Below are 24,793 nucleotides of genomic sequence, written 5' to 3'. Positions count from 1 at the left end.
CAAACGAAGAGGTGGACATATGAGCAAGCAGAAGATTCAGAAGGTATATCCTTTAACACCCATGCAGGAGGGCATGCTGTATCATGCCATGCTAGACCCTAATTCCTCCTCTTATTTCACACAGCTTGAGCTTGGAATAAGCGGAGAGTTTGATCTCGCTCTTTTTGAAAAAAGTCTCAATGAGCTCATACGGACATATGACATTCTCCGTACAGCTTTTGTTTATCAACAATTACAAAAGCCTCGTCAGGTTGTACTGGCTGAACGTCATCTCGATGTGTATCGAGAGAATCTATCACATCTGAATCATCAAGAGCAGCAAAAGGTATTGGATCAATATAAAAATCAAGTGAGAAAGCAAGGATTTCACTTAACAAATGATCTGTTATTGAAGGTCGCTGTTTTTCAACTAAATGAAACAAACTGGCATCTAATTTGGAGCAACCATCACATCATCATGGATGGTTGGTCCATGGGTGTTTTAATGAAAAAACTGTTTCATTACTATGAATCTTTTCGGAACGATCGAACGCCGGATCGCTCACAGGGAAAGCCTTATGCAGATTATATCCAGTGGCTTGGAAAGCAAAATAAACAAGAAGCGGAAAGTTATTGGCAGGAGCGTCTAGATGGAGCGGTTCAGCATCAAGGGCTGCTGCAGCAAAATGAAGCGAACGGACAATACGACCATCAGGAATGGACGTTTACATGGGATGCTCAAACGGTACAAGCCATTCAAAATGTAGCAAGAAAATGCCAAGTGACAGCCCCGAACCTGTTTCAGGCTGTCTGGTCTGTTCTATTAGGCACCTATCATGCAGCTGATGATGTCACATTCGGCACCGTTGTATCGGGCAGACCTCCAAGTGTATCTGGAATTGAGCGCATGGCAGGGCTGTTTATCAATACGATACCCGTTCGAGTGACATTGGATCAGGGGCAGACGTTCAAACAGTTGTTTCAAAAGGTTCAGCAGCATGCACTGGAAGCGGAAAACTATGATTTTATGCCGCTTTATGACATTCAGCAAAAGACAGCTGCTGGAGGGCAGCTCTTTGATCATTTGGTTGGGTTTGAGAACTATCCTTTAGATCAGGAGCTGTCTGGTGATACCATGTCTGCACGGCTTGGTTTTTCCATTGATGTAAAGGACGGATTTGAACAAACGAATTTCGACCTAAATGTCCTTGTTTATCCAGGTGAAACGTGGACATTGAAAATCAAATACAACGCCATAGCTTTTGAAGAAAAGATCATTGAAAACATATCAAAACATCTGACCAATCTCATGAAGCAAATCATCCAGAACCCTGATGTACGCCTTCATGAAGTGACATGTATCACAGAAGAGGAGAAGCAGCAGATTGAAGCTTGGAATCAGACAGAGCGAGATTATCCGAAGCATCTGTCTATTCCTGAGCTGCTTAATGAACGTATGAAGGCGCAGCCTGACCATCTGGCATTAGTTGAAGGCGATCGAACATTCACGTACGAGGAGCTTGGACAAGAAATCCGTCGTTTAGCCGGCAGTCTTGTTGAAAACGGCGTACAGCCCGGAGATGCTGTCGCGGTGTATATGAACCGATCAGCAGATGCGGTGATCGCCATTTTAGCAGTTCTGCACGCAGGGGCAGCTTATGTGCCGATTGATCCTTCCCAGCCTGAGGAGAGAATCCGATGGATGCTTGAAGACAGCGGCGCATCCATTTTGCTGCATGCTGACAATCAGCCGCCAGTTGATGAACATATCAAGGCTGTACATGTGACCAGCATGCCTCATCGCTCACACGTGGATTTCTCAGTCCGGACGTCTCCATCTCAATTGGCGTATATCATGTATACATCAGGATCAACTGGACAGCCCAAAGGGGTTCAAATTGAGCATCAGCATATTGTGAGATTGGCTTGCTCTCAGGAGAAATTAGGCTTGACCAAGTCGGATCGTATGGCGCATACAGGGGCCGTCAGCTTTGATGCTATTACCTTTGAGATATTTACCACGCTGCTAAATGGGGCGACGCTTTATCCTGTTGACCGTGATACTTTATTGGATATTCATCGATTCGAACAATTTATCCAAACACATCAGTTGACGGCGCTCTTTTTAACAACTGGATTATTTAATCAGCTCGCTCAGCAGCGGCCGCAAATGTTCGAAGGATTAACCACATTAATTACAGGCGGTGACGTCATCAATGTGAAGAGTGCGGAGCTTGTGAAACAGCATCATCCAGCACTTGTTTTACTGAATGCCTATGGTCCAACTGAAAATACAACCATCTCGACCATTTACGAAGTAAGAGGAGATGAAACGGGTCCGATCCCAATTGGTCAGCCGATCAACCATTCGTCGGCTTATATTTTAGATGATGATCAAAGATTGCAGCCAATTGGAGCGCCAGGAGAGCTGTATGTTGGCGGAGATGGTGTCGCAAGAGGGTATCTCCATCGTCCGGATTTGACCAATCAAGTGTTCATGGCAGATCCTTTTAAGCCGTCAGGCCGTTTGTATCGAACAGGGGATTTGGCTAGATATGGCGCGGATGGCCAGATCGAATTCCTCGGCCGGACAGATGATCAGGTGAAAATTCGAGGCTTCCGTATTGAGCTTGGTGAAATTGAAACAGTGCTTCAGCAAAAAGCGGGCATAGAGGATGCGGTTGTGCTTGTCCATTCGTTTTCCTCAGATGAAAAGGAAATCACGGCTTACTTCACAGGGACAATGACAGAAGAAGAGGTGCGGGATTTATTCAATCAAGAGCTGCCAGCTTATATGGTGCCGCACCATGTGATGAAGCTGGATGCTTTTACGCTCACATCGAACGGGAAGGTAGATCGAAAAGCTTTACCAAAGCCGGACGAAGCGCATCAGGAGAAAAAGGAAATCATTTCGCCTGAGACGGAGACAGAAAAGGCACTCGCTCAAATTTGGGAGGAGCTCCTTGGGAAAACGGTAGGAGTAGATGAACATTTCTTCATGGCTGGCGGGCACTCTCTCAAAGCGATGATGATGTCCGCGAAGATTCAAGAGGTGCTTCAAAAGGAAGTACCGATTCAAGTGATTTTTGAGAAGCCGACAATTCGTTCATTAGCGGCGTACATCGATCAGGACGGTCAAGAAGAAACGGGGCATCCTATTTTACCAGCAGAGCATGCGGACGAATATCCGGTATCACCAGCTCAGCGCCGTTTATACATTTTGCAGACACTCGAACCTGACAGCACGAATTATCATATTCCGATCGTCTTAACGCTTGAAGGGGCACTCGAATATCAGCGGCTCAGATCAGCGTTTGATCAGTTGATCCAAACGCATGAAATCTTAAGAACGAGTTTTCATATAAATGGAGAAGACATCGTCCAAAGGGTGAATGAATGGACTGCATTTGACCTTCCCGTTCATGACATCAAAGAAGAAGAGGCAGAGGCATTCCTTTCTGAACGTCAAACACCATTTGATTTAACAGCTGCGCCTCTATTGCGAGCTCAGTTGTTGAAGGTCAGTGAGAACCGTCATCTTCTCGTCTTGGAAGCACATCATCTCATTACAGATGGCAGCTCCATGAAGACGTTCATTCAAGATTTGGCGAAGGCCTATGATGGAGAAGCTCTTGCAGAAAGAGCCATTCATTATAAAGATTACGCTGTCTGGCAGTTAAGTGAAGAAGAGACGGAGAAACAGAAGGAGCATGGAGCATATTGGTTGAAGCAATTCGAAGGAGACTTACCGGTATTAGAGCTGCCAACTGATTATCCGCGTCCAGCGGAACGTGATTTTTACGGAGAACGATTCATGTTTGGCTGTGATCAAGCGACGACTCAGCGGATTCATGAATTGCTTCAGAAAACAGATACGACCATGTACATGTTCTTGTTATCTGCCTTTCAAGTGCTGCTTGCCACTTATAGCGGCCAGGAAGATATCATCGTTGGTTCCCCTGTTGCAGGACGGACACACCCTGATTTACAGGACATGCCGGGGATGTTTATCAACACTGTTGCGATGCGCGGAAAACCAGAACAAACGAAGACATTTTTACAGCTGCTTGAAGAAATAAAAGAAACGAGTATTGACGCTTTTGCTCATCAAAGCTATCCACTCGAAGAGTTAATTGCACGTCTTCCGCTAGATCGTGATACAACCCGAAGCCCGCTCTTTAGCGTGTCATTTAACATGCAGAACATGGAGGTTCCGGCGCTAATGCTCGGCGATCTGCACATTTCGCCTTATGCCATTCAGCATCACTCTGTCAAATTTGACTTGTCTCTAGAAGCATTTGAACGAGAGGGAGCATTAAAGCTGAGCTTTGACTATGCAGTGGCATTATTTAAAGAAGAGACGGTCCGCAGGTTCGGAACTCATCTTCTAGCGATTATTCGTGAAGCGGTCCAACACCCGGATGAACAGATCGGCTTGCTCCGTATCCTTGATCAGCATGAGCAAATAGAGCGATTGGAGAAAAAAGACGAAGTGCAATCGAATCGTCATGAGCCCTTCCATGTCCAATTTTCGCGTCAGGTAAAGGAAACACCAGATGCCATTGCGGTGATGGATGATCAACGGAAGCTCACTTACCGCGAGCTGGAAGACATGGCAAATGCGCTTGGCAGTGAACTGAAGGTACGAGGCGTCGAGAAAGAAAAGACTGTAGCACTGATTCTTGACCGCTCTGTCTATGTCATCGTCTCAATGCTTGGTGTGATGAAAGCAGGTGGTGCATTTGTACCAATTGATCCGGCCTTCCCTGCGGAACGTATCCGTTACACATTAGAAGATTCAGGTGCACAAGTGATCGTGACAAATGAGTCTCTTGCAGGTTCCTATCAAGATCACAAGTCGATTCAAGTGGTGCAGGTTGAAAAAGCAGTGCAGCAAAGCCGCTCGCTAGATCTGCCGGAAGGCTCAGCCGATCAGCTCGCTTATGTAATATACACATCTGGTACAACAGGGAAGCCGAAGGGTGTACAGCTCACACATCGTAATCTATCACACTATGTCAACTGGCTGACAAATGAGGTGACATTGCAAGAATGCGATCGGACGGCACTGCTTTCTTCTTATGCATACGATCTCGGTTACACAAGCATTTTCCCTGTTTTAAAAGCAGGGGGGACACTCTATGTGCCTCGTGAAGATGTGTATACAGACCCGGTGCGTCTCATGCGTTTGATTGATGAACAAGAGCTGACGTATATCAAAATGACACCATCCTTATTTCATATGATGGCAGATTCGAAGGATCATGCATTTAATGCTTTACGCCTTGTGATACTTGGAGGGGAACCGATTGTCTCTGAGGATGTTGAAACGTTTATGAAGCAGCACCCATGTGTGGCAGTGATGAACCACTATGGCCCGACAGAGACAACTATTGGGACTGTGACCAAGCTGATCACACCGCAAGAGCTAGGCGCTTTGATGGATCGCTCTGTGATCGGGCAGCCAATTGCTCACACAAGAGCGCTCGCACTCAATCGTCAGCAGCGCCTTGTCCCTTATGGCGCACCTGGAGAGCTTTATATATCGGGGGAAGGTGTATCGAGAGGGTATTTGAATCAGCCTGAATTAACAGCAGAGCGTTTTCTTGAAAATCCATATTATCCTCAGGAGCGAATGTATCGCACAGGGGATTTGGTCAGACAGCATGCAAATGGAGACATTGAGTTTCTCGGAAGAATAGATGATCAAGTGAAAATCCGCGGTTATCGTATTGAGAAACAGGAAATTGAGCATGCCGCGCGTGCACGATTATCCATTCAAGAGGTGTATGTCAAAGTAATTCACATGTCCCGTTTACCGGAGCTTGCACTCTATTACACAGCGCCTGAGCCAATTGGAACACTGACGTTTAGAGAAAAGCTTGCGGAGACACTGCCGGATTATATGATTCCAACGTACTTTGTCAAAGTCGACCACATTCCGCTCACACAAAACGGAAAGGTAGATGCGAAGTCTATGCCGCTTCCGCACGAGGTGCATATGAACCGCGCGGTGCATGCAGCACCAGAAACGGCACTTGAGCAGTCGCTGTGTGACATTTGGTCAGAAGTACTTGGGGTTGAACAAATAGGTGTTCATGATCACTTCTTTGAATTGGGAGGTCATTCTCTCAAAGGCATGGTGCTCATTTCGAAGGTACAAGCCAAGCTGAACAAGCATGTGCCGCTCAAAGTCCTTTTTGAAAAGCCAACGATACGGGCGATGGCAGCCTATTTGGAAGAAGTGGATTCTTCGGACATCACATCCATTCATCCGGCGGAGAAGCAAGATTTCTATCCTGTCTCTTCCGCTCAAAAGCGGATGTATGTGTTACAGCAGCTGCATCCAGAAGCAGTTACTTACCATATGCCAGCTGTTTTGATGATGGAAGGCAGCCTTGATGTGAAGCTGCTAGAAGAAGCGCTGCAAGCCTTGATCGAACGACATGAATCATTGCGGACAGCCTTTGTAGAAATTGACGGCGTACCAGTTCAAAAAGTCTATCGCCGAATGCCGTTTACGTTAGAGGTTGTTGAAGTAGAGAGAGGTCATGAACAACCTGTCATAGACGCATTCATCACCCCATTCTCATTACATCAAGCACCATTAATGAGGGCAAAGGTGGCGAAGCTTTCTAATGAAGAATATGTGTTCATGATGGATATGCACCATATCATCGCAGATGGTGTCACACGCAGTTTGCTCATTCAAGAATTGGCAGAGTTGTATGAGAAAAAGACATTACCGCCAGTTCAGCTGCACTACAAGGATTATGCGGTATGGCAGCAGGAAGAAAAGCAGCAAGCGCTGCTCGAGAAACAGCGTCAATATTGGCTAGAGCAATACGCTCAGCCGCCTGAAGATTTGGCGCTGCCACTTGATTTTCCGCGCCCTCATGTTCAGTCATTTGAAGGAGACCGAGTCGACAGATGGTTATCTGCTGAAAAGGTGCAGTCCATTAAAACGCTCATGGCTGAAAAAGGTGTAAGCTTGAACATGGTCATGCAAACGGCATTTGCCATTTTCCTTTCCAATTTAACTGGGCAGACAGATATCGTTATAGGCGCTGTGACAGCAGGACGTACGCATGCTTCAATGGAACGGGTTCCGGGCATGTTTGTGAATACACTGGCTCTTCGACATGAAGTGCAGCTGGAGGAAACGACAGCACAATTGCTTGAAAAAATGAAAGATCGCAGCCTATCAGCCTATGAACATCAAGATTTCCCGTTTGAGGAATTGGTGGCACAGTTAGATCTTCCGAAAGACACGAGCCGCAATCCATTGTTTAGTGTCATGCTGACAACGGATGACCGAGATCTGACGTTACCGGATCTGGATGGACTCAAGCTTTCGCAAAAACAGCAAGAGACAGTTCAAGCAAAATTTGATGTAACGCTCGGTGTATTTGAAGAAAAAGACCAAGTGGGCCTGCGTTTTGAGTATGCAGCGGCACTGTTTAAAAAGAAGACCATTCAGCGTTGGAGTCAATATTTTGAACAAATCATAGACGAAATGCTGGCTAAGCTCAATCAGCCAATTTCAGCGCTATCGATCTTAACTGAAGAGGAAAAACGAGAACTGATCAATGAATGGTCAGGTCCTGTCCTAGACGTTCCGTCAGATCAAACGATCCATGAACTAATTGGAGCTAATGCGCACAAAGCGCCTCACCAAAAGGCGGCGACCTTCTGCGGAACGAGCTGGACATATGAGGAACTGAACAATCGGGCGAATGTAGTTGCTCAGAAATTGATCTCTCTTGGCACAAAACCCGGAGATCGCGTCGGCATTCTCACCCGTCCATCGCTTGACATGACGGCAGCCGTCCTTGGCGTCCTGAAGGCAGGTGCGGCATTCGTTCCAATTGATGCGGATTATCCGGCTCAGCGTATTGCGTACATGCTAGAGGACTGCGAGGTAGAGGTGCTTCTGATGCAAAAAGGACTGACTGCACCAACTTCTTTCACAGGTCATGTTCTGCAAATAGAAGATGCCGTAGAAGGAGAAGCACAAGAAATTCAGGTACATGTGAAACCAACAGATCTCGCCTATATGATTTACACATCGGGAACGACTGGACAGCCGAAGGGTGTCATGGTCGAGCACCAGTCCCTTGTCAATCTTGCTTTCTGGCACAATGATGCCTTCCAAGTGACAAATGCGGATCGAACCGCCAAATATGCCGGCTTTGGCTTTGACGCCTCCATTTGGGAAATGTTCCCGTCATGGATCGCCGGCGCAGAGCTGCACATCATCGATGAAGCGATTCGTCTCGATATGGTCAAGCTCAATACGTATTTCAATGAAAAAGGGATCACCATTGCGTTCCTGCCAACTCAGTTATGCGAGCAGTTTATGTCAATGGACAATCATTCACTGCGCTACCTACTGACTGGCGGAGACAAGCTGAAACAGGTAAAGCCTGTTCCATATAAACTCGTCAATAACTATGGCCCAACAGAAAACACAGTCGTAGCGACCAGCGGGATCATCAACCCAGATCAAGGCACACTTCCGATCGGAACGGCGATTGCCAATACTCGTTTCTACATCATGGGTTCGTTATACGACCTCTCGCCGCCAGGCGTACCGGGTGAGCTCGTGATCGCAGGAAAAGGACTGGCAAGAGGGTACTGGAATCTTCCAGAGGAAACAGAGAAACGATTTGTCCCAGATCCATTTTATCCAGGTGAGCGCATGTACCGTACAGGCGACTTAGTGAAATGGACAGAGGATGGCGAGCTGATCTATCTCGGCAGAAAAGACCATCAGGTCAATATCCGAGGCTTCCGTATTGAACTGTCAGAAGTTGAGGCGCAGCTCCTTGCGCTGGCGGAAGTCAAAGAAGCAGTCGTGACAACGGTCAAAGATGCCAGCGAACAAGATTCGCTTGTGGCATATGTCATCACCGATGAAGAAACGACCGACCTGAAAGAAAGTCTAAAACGAACGTTGCCAGACTATATGGTGCCATCATCCATCATCAAGCTTAACCAACTGCCGATGACGGCAAATGGCAAAGTCGATCTGAAAGCATTGCCAGCGCCTGATATGGAAGCAAACCAAACGGCATACGAAGCCCCAAGAGACGAAGTTGAAACACTGCTTTGCGATATTTGGGCAGATGTCCTTGGCGTGAGCCAAGTCGGCATTCACGACCACTTCTTCTTCCTTGGTGGAGACTCAATTAAAGGCATCCAAATGGCAAGCAGACTCACACAAGCGGGCTGGAAGCTCGATATGAAGCTACTATTCCAATATCCAACGATTGCGGAGCTGCGCCCATATATCGAAGAAGCCGATCAAATGACAGCCGACCAATCACCAGTTGAAGGGGAAGTCATTTTGACTCCAATTCAACGCTGGTTCTTTGAGCGAGCATTCAGTGACCAGCACCATTGGAATCTCTCGATGATGCTTCATGCGCCAAACGGATTTGACCTTTCGATTACAGAACAAGTGATGCAGAAATTACTTTCACATCATGATGCACTGCGTATGGTATACAGGCAGGAGCATGATGACATTCTGCAATACAATCAGCGGGAGCTCAGGGAATCGATTGCGATTATTTCTCATGATGTCTCTAAAGAGCACGACGTGAAAAAGGCCATTTCCACATATGCCAACGAGTATCAGCGTCAGCTGAACCTCGAAACAGGTCCACTCATGAAAGTGATTTGTTTCCGTGCAAAAGATGGCGATCACTTACTCATCGTGACACACCATCTTGTCATTGACGGTGTCTCATGCCGAATTTTACTAGAGGATTTTATGTCTCTTTATCAGCAGGCAGCTCAAGGACAAACGCTCGTCCTTCCGCCAAAAACCCATTCCTTTAAAGAATGGGCAGAGGCAATCGAACGATACGCACAGTCCAAGCCGTTAAAAAGCCAAAGTGAGTACTGGACAGAGATTGACACTCTGCCATTGACCACTTTACCTGTTGATCATGAAGTAACGAAAAGAAAAGTTGCTCAAACAAAAGCAGTACAGATGCAGCTTTCAGAGTCCGAAACCGAGCATCTCTTAACCGATATTCATCTACCGTACACAACGGAAATGAATGATATTCTTCTATGTGCTCTCGGGCTTGCCGTTCAGGAGTGGACAGGGAAGTCCCATGTACATGTGCAGCTTGAAGGTCATGGAAGAGAGGATATTTTATCAGGGCTGGATGTCTCCCGCACGGTTGGCTGGTTTACGAGTATGTATCCAGTTGTTCTTGAAGCAAAGCCGGATCAGACCATAGCTGATGCTATTAAAGGAACGAAAGAGATGCTGCGGCGTGTGCCAAATAAAGGAATTGGCTACGGGATTTTGAAATACATGACAGCCACTGAGCCGTCAGGACAGCACGTACATCCTGAAATCAGCTTGAACTATCTTGGGCAGATCGATCAGGAAGTGACGACAGAACTCTTTGGACCGTCCACCTATGATATGGGACGACAAGCAAGCCCTGATTCAGAAGCTGTCTATAAGCTGAACCTAAGTGGTCTTGTTCAACACAATCGATTCATGTTGTCGTGTTCCTATTGTACAGATGAATATGAAGAACAAACGATACAGCAGTTCATGGCATTGTTGAAAGAAAAAATCCAATCCATCATTACCCATTGTTTAGCGCAGCACGAAAGAGAATTTACGCCAAGTGACTTCTCTGCGGCTGATCTTGAAATGGATGAAATGGACGACATTTTTGACATGCTTGAGGAAAAATTGACCTAACAACACGAGATCAGTCATACAAACGGGAAGGGAGGATGAAATAGATGAGTTCATTTAAAAGGGATCAAGTTCAAGACATGTATTATCTGTCACCGATGCAAGAAGGAATGCTGTTTCATACCCTCCATCATCAAGAAAAGGGCTTTTATGTAGAGCAAATGGATATGAACGTAAAGGGCACACTGCGTCATGACTTACTTGAGAAAAGCATGAATGTCATCGTGGAACGGTACGATATTTTTCGTACCGTATTTCTCCACGAAAAAGTGAAGCGCCCTGTCCAAGTTGTGCTGAAGAAACGCCCTTTTACGCTTGATGTGGTGGACATGCAGGATCTTTCTGAAGACGAACAGCTTGTACGTATTGAGACATTTAAACAACAGGATCAGCTGAGAGGATTTGATCTCTCGAAGGATTCTCTCATGCGGGCATCCGTTTTCCAAACGGGTCCTGCCAGCTATCGCTGGATATGGAGCTATCACCATATCCTCCTTGATGGCTGGTGCTTTGGGCTTGTGGTGCAGGAGTTATTTGCAATTTATCATGCACTTTTGCATGACGTCCCTTACAAGCTGGAACCGGTTAAACCATACAAAGAATATATTCAATGGCTGGAAAAACAAGATAAACAAGCATCACTTCAATATTGGCAGCAATCATTAGCCGGGTTTGATGGACAATCAATCTTTAAAGAACAGAGAAAACAAACGAATGAACATGAATTAGGCGAAATGGAATGGTCGATGAGCAAAGAAGAAACGGCTGCTTTATCAGAGTTAGCGTTGCAGCAAAATGCCACGTTAAGCAACGTGCTTCAATCGGTGTGGTCAATTCTGTTGAGCAGATATCAGCGTTCAAATGATGTGTTGTTTGGCACGGTTGTGTCGGGACGTCCGGCAGATTTGGCTGGTGTTGACAGAATGGTTGGCTTGTTCATCAATGTCATCCCAAGAAGAATTCAGCTGACAGATGACATGACATTCCGTTCTCTTCTATCAGAGACTCAGCAGCAGTCTCTTGCAGCCGAGCCGCACCAATATATTCCGATTTATGATATTCAGGCAAAGACAGGTCAGCAGCCACTCATTGATCATATTGTCGTGTTTGAAAACGTCCCAGCCGCAAAGAAGGACGAGCAAGAGGCGCGATTAGGGTTTACTGTGGAAAACATGAATGTGTATGAAAAATCGAACTATGATCTCAATTTGCTGGCATCACCAGGAGAACAATTGCAATTGAAGCTGGCCTTTAACCAAAAAGCATTTGATCCTCAATTTGTCCACCGGTTAAAGGAGCAGCTGAGTCTATTGATGAGCGAGGCGATCAAGCATCCTGATCAATCGGTTCATACACTTACACTCGTCACGAAACAGGAAAAGCAGCTGATTCTTGAGGAATGGAATGCGCCTGAGCTTGAGCATGACCAGCTGTATTTGTCGAAATGGTTTGAGCATAATGTCCGCAAACAGCCGAATGCAGTGGCATTATCAGCAGGTGAGCACACGATGACATATGCGGAGCTGAATGAACAAGCCAATCGATTGGCAAGGCATTTGCAAAAAAATGGGGTCACGCATCAAACGGTCATCGCCATTTTAGCCGACCGCACGCCTGAACTTATTGTCAGCCTGCTGGCTGTCTTAAAAGCAGGCGCAATCTATGTGCCAATTGATCCCGATTATCCAGAAAGCCGCATTCAATACATGCTTAAAGACAGCGGGGCAACGCATCTTCTGACTCACTCATCCTTTATCGGTCAGGCGAAGGCACTTGCGTTTGATGGTACGTATCTGTTTGCGGATGATCAGGAAATTTCACTGATGAGCTCAGAGAATCTTCTGCTAGAAGCAGGCTTACACGATACGGCTTACATCATGTATACATCTGGTACAACAGGTCAGCCAAAAGGCATCATGACGACCCATTCCAATATTGCCCGGGTGGTCAAAAATACGAACTACTTAACCATTTCAGAAACAGATACACTGCTGTCACTATCCAACAGCGTATTTGATGGCTTTACATTTGATGTGTATGGCGCACTTTTAAACGGAGCGAAGCTTGTCCTGCCGAAAAAAGAGATCATTTTAGACATGGGCGAGCTGACGGGGCTGATTAAAAGAGAAAGCATTTCTGTCATGTTTGTTCCGACTGCATTATTTAATCTCCTCGTTGATGAAGAAACCGACTGGATGCGCAGTGTGCGCAAGGTGCTGTTCGGAGGAGAGCGGGCATCGGTACAGCATGTGAGGAAAGCCTTTGATGTCATGGGGAAAGACAGACTGATCAATGTCTACGGTCCAACCGAATCAACGGTCTTCGCCACCTATTATCCAGTAGATGAGGCTCTGCCGGTAGAGACGCGTTCGATTCCAATCGGAAAGCCGCTCAACCAGACGGGTGCTTATATATTGAGCCCGCACGGACAGCTTCAGCCGATTGGAATGGTCGGAGAACTATGCCTGAGCGGAAAAGGGCTTGCGAAGGGGTATTTGAATCGTCCTGATCTGACAAAACAAGCCTTTATCGCCCATCCATTTGCTGCGGGAGAAAGGCTGTATCGTACGGGAGACTTGGCCTATTTTCGAGCAGACGGTTTGATTGAGTATGCAGGCAGAGTGGATGATCAGGTGAAAATTCGCGGTCATCGAATTGAGCTGACAGAAATTGAAGCCCACCTTCTCATGCATCCAGGCGTAAAGCAAGCTGCCCTTATAGCTGATCAGCATAACACGCAGCATACAAGGCTGCTCGCCTATATGACGTGTGAGGAGGAGTGGAAGGACAAACTCGATGTGATCAAGTCAGGGCTGAAGGAAAAACTTCCGGCTTACATGCAGCCTCATGAGCTGATCAGACTTGAGAAAATGCCGCTTACGCCAAATGGAAAGGTTGATAAACGTCAGCTGCCAAAGCCAGAGGCGCCTCAAGGAAACCGCCATGTGAAGCTTCCAGTAAATGAGGTAGAACAAAAGTTGCTTGTGATGTGGAGGGAAGTGCTTGAAAGAGATGATATCAGCACAGATGACCATTTCTTTGAGCTTGGCGGGCATTCATTAAAAGCGATGTCGCTTTTATCCAAGGTGTCGAAGGAATTCGATGTTCAGGTGCCCATTCACTTGCTGTTTGAGACGCCTACCATTGAAGCAATCAGCCGTTATATTCAACAGCAGGATCAGGAAGCCGCAGGCTATCTTGTATTCAATGAATCTCAAACACCAACAGTCTTTGCTCTCCCGCCATTACCAGGCTATGGCTTTATTTATCAGGAAGCCGCAAAAACGCTTGATGGTGTTCGTTTGATCGCCTTTGACTTTATTGAAGCCGATCATCGAATTTCGCAATATGTTCAGCATATCCAGCACCTTCAGCCTGAAGGACCGCTGACTTTGATGGGATACTCTGGCGGGTGCTACCTAGCCTTTGAGCTTGTTCAATCGCTCGAACAAGCAGGGCGGACCGTCGAAAAGGTCATCATGATCGATTCCTATAAGAAAATAGGAGAAAGTGATTTAGAAGGACGATCCATTGATGACGATATAGCAGCGATCGTCCATCAGTCGCAGCAAAGTGAACTTGCCCAAGCGGAGCTCATCCAAGACGCGCTGGCTCAAAAAACGAGAGCCTACTATGAAACTTTTGTTAAGGGGGTGAACCAAGGAGAGATACAAGCAGACATTGACTTCATCCAATCCGAAGAGCAAATTGCGATACCAGACTGGATGGAAAATTGGGAAGCTGCGACGACCGGCGCTTATCGACAATATCAAGGCTATGGTCAGCACGCTGACATGTTCAAAAACAAAGAATGTGCCGCTCAAAATGCACAGCTGATCCAAAAGATAGTCCATCATAAAAATAGAGAAGCAGTCTTGTAAACTTTAGATTAGGCAGGGGTGCACACTGGCAGCCCTGCCTGACAAAAAAGGAAAGGAACTCATATGAAACCATCAACCATCAATCAATCGAATGTACATGAATCAATGGATACGATTTTACAAGATGTACAGAAAACCATTTTACAAACCAACGAAATCGAACGCTTCGCTGTTTTTTCTCGTGAAAAAACCATTCGACCTCGGCCATATCACCTCTCTCATTTATTTCTCGACCATCACATGGAGCAGGAGGCCGCAGTTGAATGGATACAGACGCAAATGGCTTCGCCTATTTTAGCGGACATGCCCCCAGCCATTTCCTATGGGGGGGATATAGATGTTAGTGCAGGAGCTCAAACCTTGCAGGACGCTCTAACTGAGGCAGCCAAAACGACAAACGGGCTGACTTATATCATCAATAGTGAAAATGAACTCACGCAATCCTACGCACAGTTAAAGGAGGATGCCGAACGGGTTCTGACGGGTTTAAGGGCACTAGGGCTTGAGCCAGGTGATCCTGTCTTCTTTCAATTTTCATCGAATCATGCGATGGTCACGGCCTTTTGGGCATGTGTGTTAGGCGGATTTGTCCCAACACTTGTATCGGCAGCCCCGACCTATCGGGAAATGAATGCCTCAGTGAAGAAGCTTCATCACGCTTGGAACCTGCTGGAACACCCGCTTATTCTCACGGATGACTCGCTGATTGATGAGGTGCAAGGCTTAGCTTTACTGTGGCATACAGATCAATTACGTGTGGCAGCCGTTGAACCGATGCTCACTTTAGAAAGAGATCTAGAAGCACATCCAGTCACGCCTGATGATTCAGTCTTTTTTATCTTAACGTCTGGAAGTACGGGGATGCCTAAATGCGTAGAGCATTCTCATAGAAGTGTGCTGGCGAATGTCAAAGGGACAGTGGCAGCCAATCAGTTTACACAAGAGGATGTCTCGTTAGACTGGATGCCATTAGATCATATTGGCGGCATTGTGATGTTCCACCTTGTCAATGTGTACACAGGCTGTGAACAGATTCGGGCAAGGACAGATGACTTCATCGCTCAGCCGCTGCGCTGGCTTGACTGGATGGACCGCTATCGTGCAACGAAGACGTGGGCACCTAACTTCGCATTTGCGATGATCAATGATTATGAGAAAGACATTTCTTCAGGATCCTGGGATCTTTCTGCCATGACGTGCATGATCAATGGGGCAGAAGCGGTCGTACCGAAGACAATTCACCGGTTTTTACACCTGCTCGCTCCGCACGGCTTAAAGGGAGACGTCATCAGACCGGCTTTCGGCATGTCTGAAATCTCATCAGCCGTTGTCTTCTCTTTTGCGATTGAGCGGGGAGATGAAAACAGCGGGGTTCTGACCTTTGAGGAAACGTCGCTGACAGAGCAGCTAAGACCAGCGGAGGCACGTGAGACAGGAACCGTCAGCTTTACAGAGCTGGGGAAACCGATTCCGGGTATCACGATTCGTATCGTCAACCATGAGCATGAGCTTCTTCCCGAAGATCATATTGGCAGCGTGCAAATCAAAGGGCCGACGACAATGAAGGGCTATTACAAGAATGACGAAGCGAATCAAGAGGTTTTTCAAACAGAGGGCTGGTTTCACACGGGTGATTTAGGTTTTCTGCACGAAGGAAGGCTGACATTAACCGGTAGAGAAAAAGACATGATCATCATCAACGGGAAAAATTATCACAACTATGAGATTGAAGCCATGGCTGAGGAAGTACCAGGCGTAGAAACGAGCTTTGTGGCTGCTTGCTCCGTTCGGATGGAGGCATCTGCATCCGATGAACTGATTCTCTTTTTTACACCGAAGCTGTATGAGCCTGCTTATATCATGAGGGCTAGCCAGCATATTAAAACCCATATTGCGACAAAAATGGGTCTGTCTGTATCAAAGGTTATCCCTGTCCAGAAGCATGCCTTTCCGAAAACAAGCTCTGGAAAAATAGAAAGGGCACAGCTCAAGACAAGGTGGCAGGAAGGTGAATTCGACGAAATCATCAAGGAACTGGACATCAGACTTGAAAATGAACACACCTTGCCTGATTGGAGTTATCAAAAGAAGTGGACACCTGCTCCGCTTCATGAAACTGAAAAGCAAACAGCAGGGGACATGGTGATCTTTGCAGATGCATTAGGGCTGGCAGATCAATTGAGATCCCTCTCAAACAATGAACAAACCTATATTACGGTTGAACCGGGTCAAGCATTCACACAACTCACACATACTCACTTCATCATCCACCCGAATCGGCCGTCAGACTACGAACAACTCTTTGAGACGCTCCGTTCGTATGGCGTTTCGGTGAAACAAATCATTCACCTTTGGAACTACACAAACAAGGAAGACACACTTCAAGCGGCAATGGCGAAGGAAGCGCAGAAAACTGGCAGCATGAGTGCATTATATGTAACAAAAGCGATTGCCACCTATGAGGAACCTGTAGAGATCACCTTTGTCTCAGCTCATGCGATGAATTTGCCAGAAGATCAAACGCATCATGTGGAAAAAGCAACGACAACAGGATTGATGACAGCTGTACAGCATGAATGGCCGTTTATCAAGGTGCGATGTCTTGATTTTTCTCTAACAGAACCGGCTGACCGTTCTCATGCATCAGCGATCATGACAGAGCTTACACATGACACAAGCCATCATATCGCTGCTTACCGCGAAGGTGTTCGTTATATTCCTCTTTTATCACCGCTGCATCTGGAAAAAGATCAAAAGAGGAAGAAACCGCCATTTGAATCATCTGGGCTTTACGTGATGACAGGAGGGCTTGGCGGCATTGGGCGGATGCTGAGTGAACACCTTCTGACGTCCTATCAAGCGCATCTTGTGCTGCTTGGAAGAAAAGCACGAAAGGCTTTATCTGCGGAGCAGCAAGACGTTTTGACCTCACTTGAGAAACAAGCGAAAGACCATGGCGGCACAGTTTTTTATGAAGAAGTGGACATGACGGACGCAAAAGACATTGAAGCGCTCATCTCAAGACAAGAGGCGGCTCAAGGAAAAAGGCTGCATGGCGTGATTCATTTCGCTGGCATCATTCAAGAGGAGCTGCTTGCTGACATGACGTCTGCGTCCTTACATGCGATGTACGAAGCGAAGGTATATGGCACGATTGCGCTTCATGAAGCGGCTTCTAAACGGCAGAACGTCTTATTTTTATCTAGCTCGTCAGCACGAACGTTAAAGGGCGGGATGACCGTCGGCGCTTATTGCGCTGCCAATGAGTTCGTTGAACAATTTGCTCATTATCAAAGGCTGACATCTACAGTGAAGCCGTATTGCTTTAGCTTTAGCATGTGGGATGAGGTCGGCATGAGCGAGGGTTCGATGATCAAAGGCATGTTAAAAGAAAGAGGCTATCTCCCGATTCCAAAGCGGGCGGGCTTCCAGACAATGCTGGCATGTTTGATGACAGATGCGCCACTCATTTATATGGGATTAGATCGGTCAAAGCAGGACATTCAAGAAATGAGCCAAGCGGAGAGGCAAACAGAGCAAGCCATGTATGTCTTTTTTAAAACCGACAAAACAAAGGCTATTGAAGAACGGCTGTATCAGTCCATTTATACGTGTTTGCAGTCTCATCTATCTGGTGAATATTCCGTACATCTATTTCCTGAGGAATACTGGAAAGAATCAGAGGATGGCATGCCGGATGAAGCGTATTTCAAAGCATTCATTGAGGAAAGTGGACAGGAGGCAGAGGACAGAGCGCCTCAAACGGAGACGGAGAAACTTTTGGCAAACATTTGGTCCGAGCTGCTTGATGTCTCAAATGTCAGCTGCGGTGATCATTTCTTTCTACTCGGGGGTCATTCGCTCAAGGCAACGCAAATGCTGTCTGCGGTGAGACAAAGAATGGGATTTGACGTGCCGCTCGCTGTTCTTTTTGAGCATACGAGACTTGGGGAATTAGCGGAATGGATCGATTCGCATGCAAAAGTGGATGAAGCGGTTCCGATGCGGAAAATGGAAAAGGGTCAGGAGATTCCGATGTCTTATGCCCAGCAAAGACAGTGGTTTCTCTATCAATTACAGCCCGATCTGCCATTTTATAATAATACAATTTCCTTTCGGATGAATGGACCTTTAGATGTGAAGGTGCTTCAGATGAGTCTGCAGCAAATGGTGCAAAGGCATGAATCGCTCAGAACTTCCTTTACCATGAGCGGCGATGAACCAGTGCAGATCATACATGAGCATATGACTCTTCCAGAGCTTGAAGTGGTGGATCTATCAGATCTGACAGCACAGAAAGAAAAAGAACAAAAAGCGGCTGAATGGGCAAAAAGAGAGGCGGGCACACCTTTCCGCTTAGAACATGATCCGCTTTTTCGAGTGAAACTGATTCGGCTGTCGGAAACAGATCATTTGCTGCTGATGTCCATTCATCACATTGTGTCAGATGGCTGGTCGGTTGGGATTGCCGCAAGAGAGCTGTCTGAGTGGTATACAGCGATGATTGACAAGAGAGCGCCTGATCTTTCGCCGCTGCCGATTCAATATGCGGATTACGCACTATGGCAGAAGGAGTATTTGACTGGAGAGACGCTGCATAAGCAGCTTTCCTATTGGAAGGAGCAATTTGCGGTTCCTGTAGAAGATTTGGTTTTGCCGTATGACTACCCGCGGCCAGCCGTTCAATCCTACAAGGGAAAAACGAAAAAATACCACTTGTCGAAGTCGCTATCTGAGCAGCTGGCTGCCCTTTCTAAAAAGACAGACAGCACCCTTTATATGACGTTACTGACTGCCTTTTCTACCTTGCTGCATCGATTGTCTTCACAGAATGAGTTTGTGATTGGATCAGTCATTGCTGGGAGAAATCGGACGGAGATGGAGCATCTCATCGGATTTTTCGTAAATACGCTGGCACTTCGGATCGATCATAGCGGGAATCCTGCTTTCACTGAACTATTAGAGCGGGTGAAAGAAACAACAATGGGCGCCTATGCGCATCAGGATGTGCCGTTTGAGATGGTCGTAGATGAGCTGAATATTGTACGTGAGGCTGGCAAGCAGCCGCTGTTTCAGGTCATGTTCGTTCTGCAAAACCTACCGCTTGAAGCTTCTCCGATGGGGGAGGCGACATCCGTTTTAGCCATTGAAGATAACGATACCGCCAAATTTGATCTATCCCTGTTTGTTTTTGAAGGGGCGGAGGGTCTTCAATTAAAACTGGAGTATGATGTGGACTTATTTTCTGACGACACGATGGATCGGTTCCTTCGGTACTACGAGCATCTGCTTGCGTGTATTTGTGAAAATCCAGCACAGCCGATCAGACAAATGAATTACCTGCCAGAGAAAGAAAAGCATCAGCTGCTCTATGAATGGAGCGGTAAAACCAATCAGCCTGCAGGCCCGCTTCTCATCACGGAACGGTTTGAAGCGCAGGTGAGAAAGTCACCCGATGCGATTGCTCTTGAATTCGGGGAAGAGCAGTGGACGTATCGTGTGTTACAAGAGAAAGTCGACCGGCTTGCTGCTTCTCTGCAGCAGCGAGGTGTGACGCCGCATGAACCAGTAGGGCTGCTCATCGACAGGTCGCCTCAAATGATTCTTGGGGTGCTGGCGATTGTGAAAGCAGGAGGCGCCTACGTGCCAATTGATCCTGAATATCCAGATACACGGATTGATTATATGCTGAGGGATACAGGTATTAAGCTGTTACTAACAAAAAATGAATGGCTCAAAAAGGTGTCAATCAGTCAAACCGAACTCATTTGTCTTGATGAGGGATATGAAGAGTTTTTATCAGAAGCAGAACTCATACCTGTTGCCCTAAAACCTGATGGACTCGCTTATATCAATTACACGTCAGGATCAACTGGACAGCCGAAAGGGGTTTTGATCCCGCATCAAGCAGTCATCCGGCTTGTTTGTGAAACAGATTATGTCACCCTTGATGAACATACGCGTATTTTACAAATCGCCAGCTTCTCCTTTGATGCCTTTACGTATGAAATATGGGGAGCCCTGCTAAATGGGGGAAGGCTGATCCTGGCCGATCGAGATACGATTTTATCAATGGATACGCTGGCTGACACGCTGACATCATACAAGATCACAACAGGATTTCTGACGGTGCCGCTGTTCAACCGGTTAACAGAGGAACATCCTGAAGCCTTATCTGGATTCGATGCATTATTGGTTGGTGGTGATGCGCTCTCAGCTGCTCATATCCGCAAGGCACTGCCGTATTTACCTGAAGGGCTTTTAAACGGCTATGGACCAACTGAGAATACGACGTTCTCCTGTGTGCATCACATTCGCTCATTAGACGAAGGGCAGGCGACAGTTCCTATCGGTCAGCCAATTGCTTATTCACAAGCCTATGTATTAGACGACCAGCTGCAGCCGGTTCCGCAGGGTGTTATTGGAGAGATCTACGTTGGCGGAACAGGGCTGGCACTCGGTTACCTTGGAGATGAAGAAAAAACATCGCAATCATTTATCCCGCATCCTTTCCAAAAAGGAGCGCGTTTATATAAAACAGGCGATATGGGCCGCTGGCTCCCAAATGGCATCATCGACTGCATTGGAAGAATGGATCATCAAGTGAAAATACGCGGACATCGCGTCGAATGCGGCGAAATTGAAGCCGCTATGCTGAGTGTTGAAGACATCATAGAATGTGCGGTCATTCCGCTTCAGCACGAGAGTGGTCATAAGCGCCTCATCGGTTACTTTGTCCAAAAAGGTGCATGGACCCAGCAAGACATTCGCGGCGCCTTGAAAGACATGCTGCCAGATTATATGGTACCAAGTCTATTCATAGAGCTAGAGGAACTGCCGCTCACGCCAAACGGCAAGGTAGACCAAAAGCGTCTCCCGCCGCCAGAGTGGAGACAGGAAGAAGCAGACAAACCAGCAGATAAGGCACTCAGTGAGGAAGAACGAGTGCTGGAAAAAGTGTGGACTCAGCTTCTTGGCACTCCTTCAATTGATGTACATGATAACTACTTTGAACTAGGCGGAGATTCCATTATTGTCATACAGATGGTGGCACGCCTAGCACAGGAAGGCTACATCATTCAGCCAAGAGATGTATTTGAAAAACAGACCATTTCACAGCTGGCACGCGCTATGAAAAGAGCGGATGTGTCTGTGTCCTATGATCAATCACCTGTTACAGGAGAAGTTCGTCTGCTTCCAATCCAATCTTGGTTCCTTGAGCAATCGATGACAAACCAAGATTATTGGAATCTATCAGCGCATATTGAATTCAAGCTATCCGTACAAGCCGAACAGTTGTCACAGGTTCTCTCAAAGCTTGTCGACCATCACGATATGCTGAGAGCCATTTATACAAAAGCAGCAGACGGCACATGGATTCAAACCATTCGTGCGCCTGGCATCATCCCTTGTGTCACATTTTTTGATTTGACGGATGTTTCTCACGAGGAAGCGCTGGAGCAAATTCACTTGGAGACAAGCGCTTGTCAAGGAACATTGTCATTAGAGCGGGGAGAAGTGATCAAAGCCATTCTTTTTCAGACAAGTGATCGTACGTCTGAACTCTTTATCGCAGCCCACCATCTTGTGATGGATGGAATATCGTGGCGCATCATACAGGAAGATCTATTAAATGGATTGAAGCAGCTTGCAGCAGGGCAGGAGATCACACTTGCAAAGAAAACCGCTTCCTATCAGCAGTGGGCAGATGCACTCTATGAATATGCACAAACCGATCAATTACAAGAGCAGGTTCCTTTTTGGCAAAAGATCATGGATCAAGAGGAAGAAGGTTCTCCTTTTCAAACACCTGCACTTTTCAATATAGAAGAACATGCAGAGATCCTGACTGTTCAATTGACGAAGGATCAAACAGACATTTTACTAAGGCACGCATCACAAGCGTACCGAACTGAGGTCAACGATTTACTTTTATCAGGACTTGCGCAAGCCGTTGGAAAGCCAATATTGATCACGTTAGAAGGACACGGACGCGAGGATTTATTTGAACAGATGGATTTGTCACGGACAGTCGGCTGGTTTACAAGCTCTTATCCTATTTTTATTCCTTTTATTCAAACCGATGTGGAGAGACAAATCAAAGATGTCAAAGAAACCTTAAGAGCTGTGCCGCAAAAGGGGATCGGCTATGGCTTGCTTCAATACATGACAGCATCTCGCTTACTCAAAACGGCAGCGCCGCAGATGAGCTTTAATTACCTTGGACAGTTAGATCAAATAGATGGTGAGGCAAATCTGTATTTAGCAGATGAACGAAATGGACATGTACATGATCCAAAAGCAGAAAGACAGCATTTAATCGATGTGTACGGATACGTTGTCAGTGGTCAGCTTCAGATGAATTTTATGATCAATCGTGAACTGCTTCAGGAGGAAGAGGTGCGCCAGTTACCTGAACGGTTCAAAGAAAAAATGGAGGACATTCTGACGCATTGTGTAGAGACAAAAGGCGGCTTTACGCCATCTGATTTTCCAATGGTCCAGCTGACGCAAAAGCAAATAGATGAGCTTCCAGATCATGTGGTGGATGTGTATCCACTATCTCCGATGCAGCAAGGGATGCTGTTTCATGCACTGTTAGATCAAGCGTCACAGGCTTATTTTGGTCAGGTGCATATGACGCTCGAAGGCTTAACGGACGGCGAAGCCTATGAAAAAGCATGGAATCTGCTTGTAGAACGTCATTCGATTTTGCGGACAAGATTTGCTTGGGAGGGGCTAAAGGAGCCTGTCCAATTGATTCAATCAGAAGGAAGCATTCACCTCACTCAGCACGATGTGCGCCACCTGAGTGAAACGGATCAGAAGAAAACCATTGAGCGTTATTTACAATCCGATCGTTCAAAGGATTTCGAATTAGAGGATGCGGCTGAACCGCTCATTCGTATCGCTTTATTCCATCGTGACGAGAAAACATGCACGTTTGTTTTTAGCTTTCATCATATTTTAATCGATGGCTGGAGCCTGTTCGGCTTGATTGAGGAATCCTTTTCAATGTATCGCTCTCTTGTGGATGAACGAGAGATAAACCTTCCTGTTGTACGTCCGTATAAAGATTTTATCGAATGGCTGCAAAAGCAGGATCAAGAGAGGGCGCAAGAGTTCTGGAAACATTATATGTCAGGAGTGGAGGAAGCCACACCACTTCCTGGGGACGGAGAGCAGACTTCGAATGAAGGAGCAGGTATTGATCAATTTAGTATCAAACTGACGCCTGAAATGCAGCAGAAGCTGGAGAGGATGACAGGCACACAGAAGGTCACGATGAGCACACTGATTCAGGCGGCATGGGGGCTGCTCTTGCACCTTCATTCAGGCTCAGAGGATGTCGTGTTCGGTGTCACAGTATCTGGGCGGCCGGCGGACTTACCAGAGGTTGAAAGCATGACAGGGCTCTTTATTAACACCTTGCCGCTCCGTTTGCCGATCACACCAGACAGGACCATTGCCGAGCTGCTGGCACAGACGCAGGAAACGGTTTTTCACATGCGAGAATTTGAGTATACCGTACTGCCAGATATTCAGCAGATGACCCAAATCCCGAATGGAGAATCATTGTTTAACAGCATTGTCGTGTTTGAAAACTATCCGATTGAATCTGTAGAGCCGTATGGTGTACGGATATTAGACATTGCAAGTCATGAAGAAACAAACTATGACCTGACCCTTGTGGCTGTCCCAGGAGATACGCTGGAGCTTCGAGTCACATACCGCTTCAATCAATATACAGAAAAACAAATACAATCGCTGATGCAGCAGCTGATCCACACACTTGAAGCCATGACAGAACAAGTGGAGACACCACTCTCTGATTTCACGATGGTGACAAATGAAGAAAAAGAGCGGATGATCACCGATTGGTCGAAAAACGCACAAGTCAGCGTGCTGTACCCAGACCAAGAAGAGGTCTACTCAGGTGTGCACGATCCTTCCTGTGAGACGGAAATATTTGTGCTAAGCGAAGAGCATCAGCTCATGCCGGTAGGATTTTCTGGAGATATTTTTATCGGCGCGAAGAATATCAAAGCACTTTGCGGGGAGCTTGCCGATTGGATGGAGACGCATAAAATTCCGCATCCATTCAAACATCAAACAGGCGAATACCTTTATCCGACAGGGGATGTCGGCGTTTGGACTGAAAAAAACAAGATTCAGATTTTGGATTGGATGTAGGAGGAGA

At 46.6% G+C, this 24,793-nt stretch carries 3 protein-coding genes; all 3 read left to right on the top strand.

Features of this window, described 5'->3' with window-relative positions; translation table 11 throughout:
- Positions 1–19: 19 nt before the first annotated feature.
- Positions 20–10,714 (top strand): non-ribosomal peptide synthetase, encoded by a 10,695-nt coding sequence (locus C6Y03_RS11610; protein ID WP_106039334.1) that lies wholly within the window; start codon positions 20–22, stop codon positions 10,712–10,714.
- Positions 10,715–10,758: 44 nt separating this feature from the next.
- Positions 10,759–14,592 carry a non-ribosomal peptide synthetase gene (locus tag C6Y03_RS11605; protein WP_106039333.1) on the top strand — a complete coding sequence of 1,278 codons (3,834 nt, stop codon included), beginning with the start codon at positions 10,759–10,761 and terminating at the stop codon, positions 14,590–14,592.
- 63 nt (positions 14,593–14,655) lie between these two features.
- Positions 14,656–24,786: a non-ribosomal peptide synthetase gene (locus C6Y03_RS11600; RefSeq protein WP_106039332.1), complete on the top strand. Its 10,131-nt coding sequence runs from the start codon at positions 14,656–14,658 to the stop codon at positions 24,784–24,786.
- Positions 24,787–24,793: the final 7 nt, after the last annotated feature.

The sequence above is a fragment of the Bacillus sp. LNXM65 genome (assembly GCF_002998575.1).
Lineage (GTDB): Bacteria > Bacillota > Bacilli > Bacillales > Bacillaceae > Bacillus.
Note: the sequence above shows the minus strand (reverse complement) of the source record. Positions and strands in the feature narration are given on the sequence as shown.

What these genes read in the sequence shown, in the direction of transcription:
- C6Y03_RS11600 (WP_106039332.1), top strand. Translation starts at nt 14,656, where the DNA reads ATGAAACCATCAACCATCAATCAATCGAATGTACATGAATCAATGGAT.
- C6Y03_RS11610 (WP_106039334.1), top strand. Translation starts at nt 20, where the DNA reads ATGAGCAAGCAGAAGATTCAGAAGGTATATCCTTTAACACCCATGCAG.
- C6Y03_RS11605 (WP_106039333.1), top strand. Translation starts at nt 10,759, where the DNA reads ATGAGTTCATTTAAAAGGGATCAAGTTCAAGACATGTATTATCTGTCA.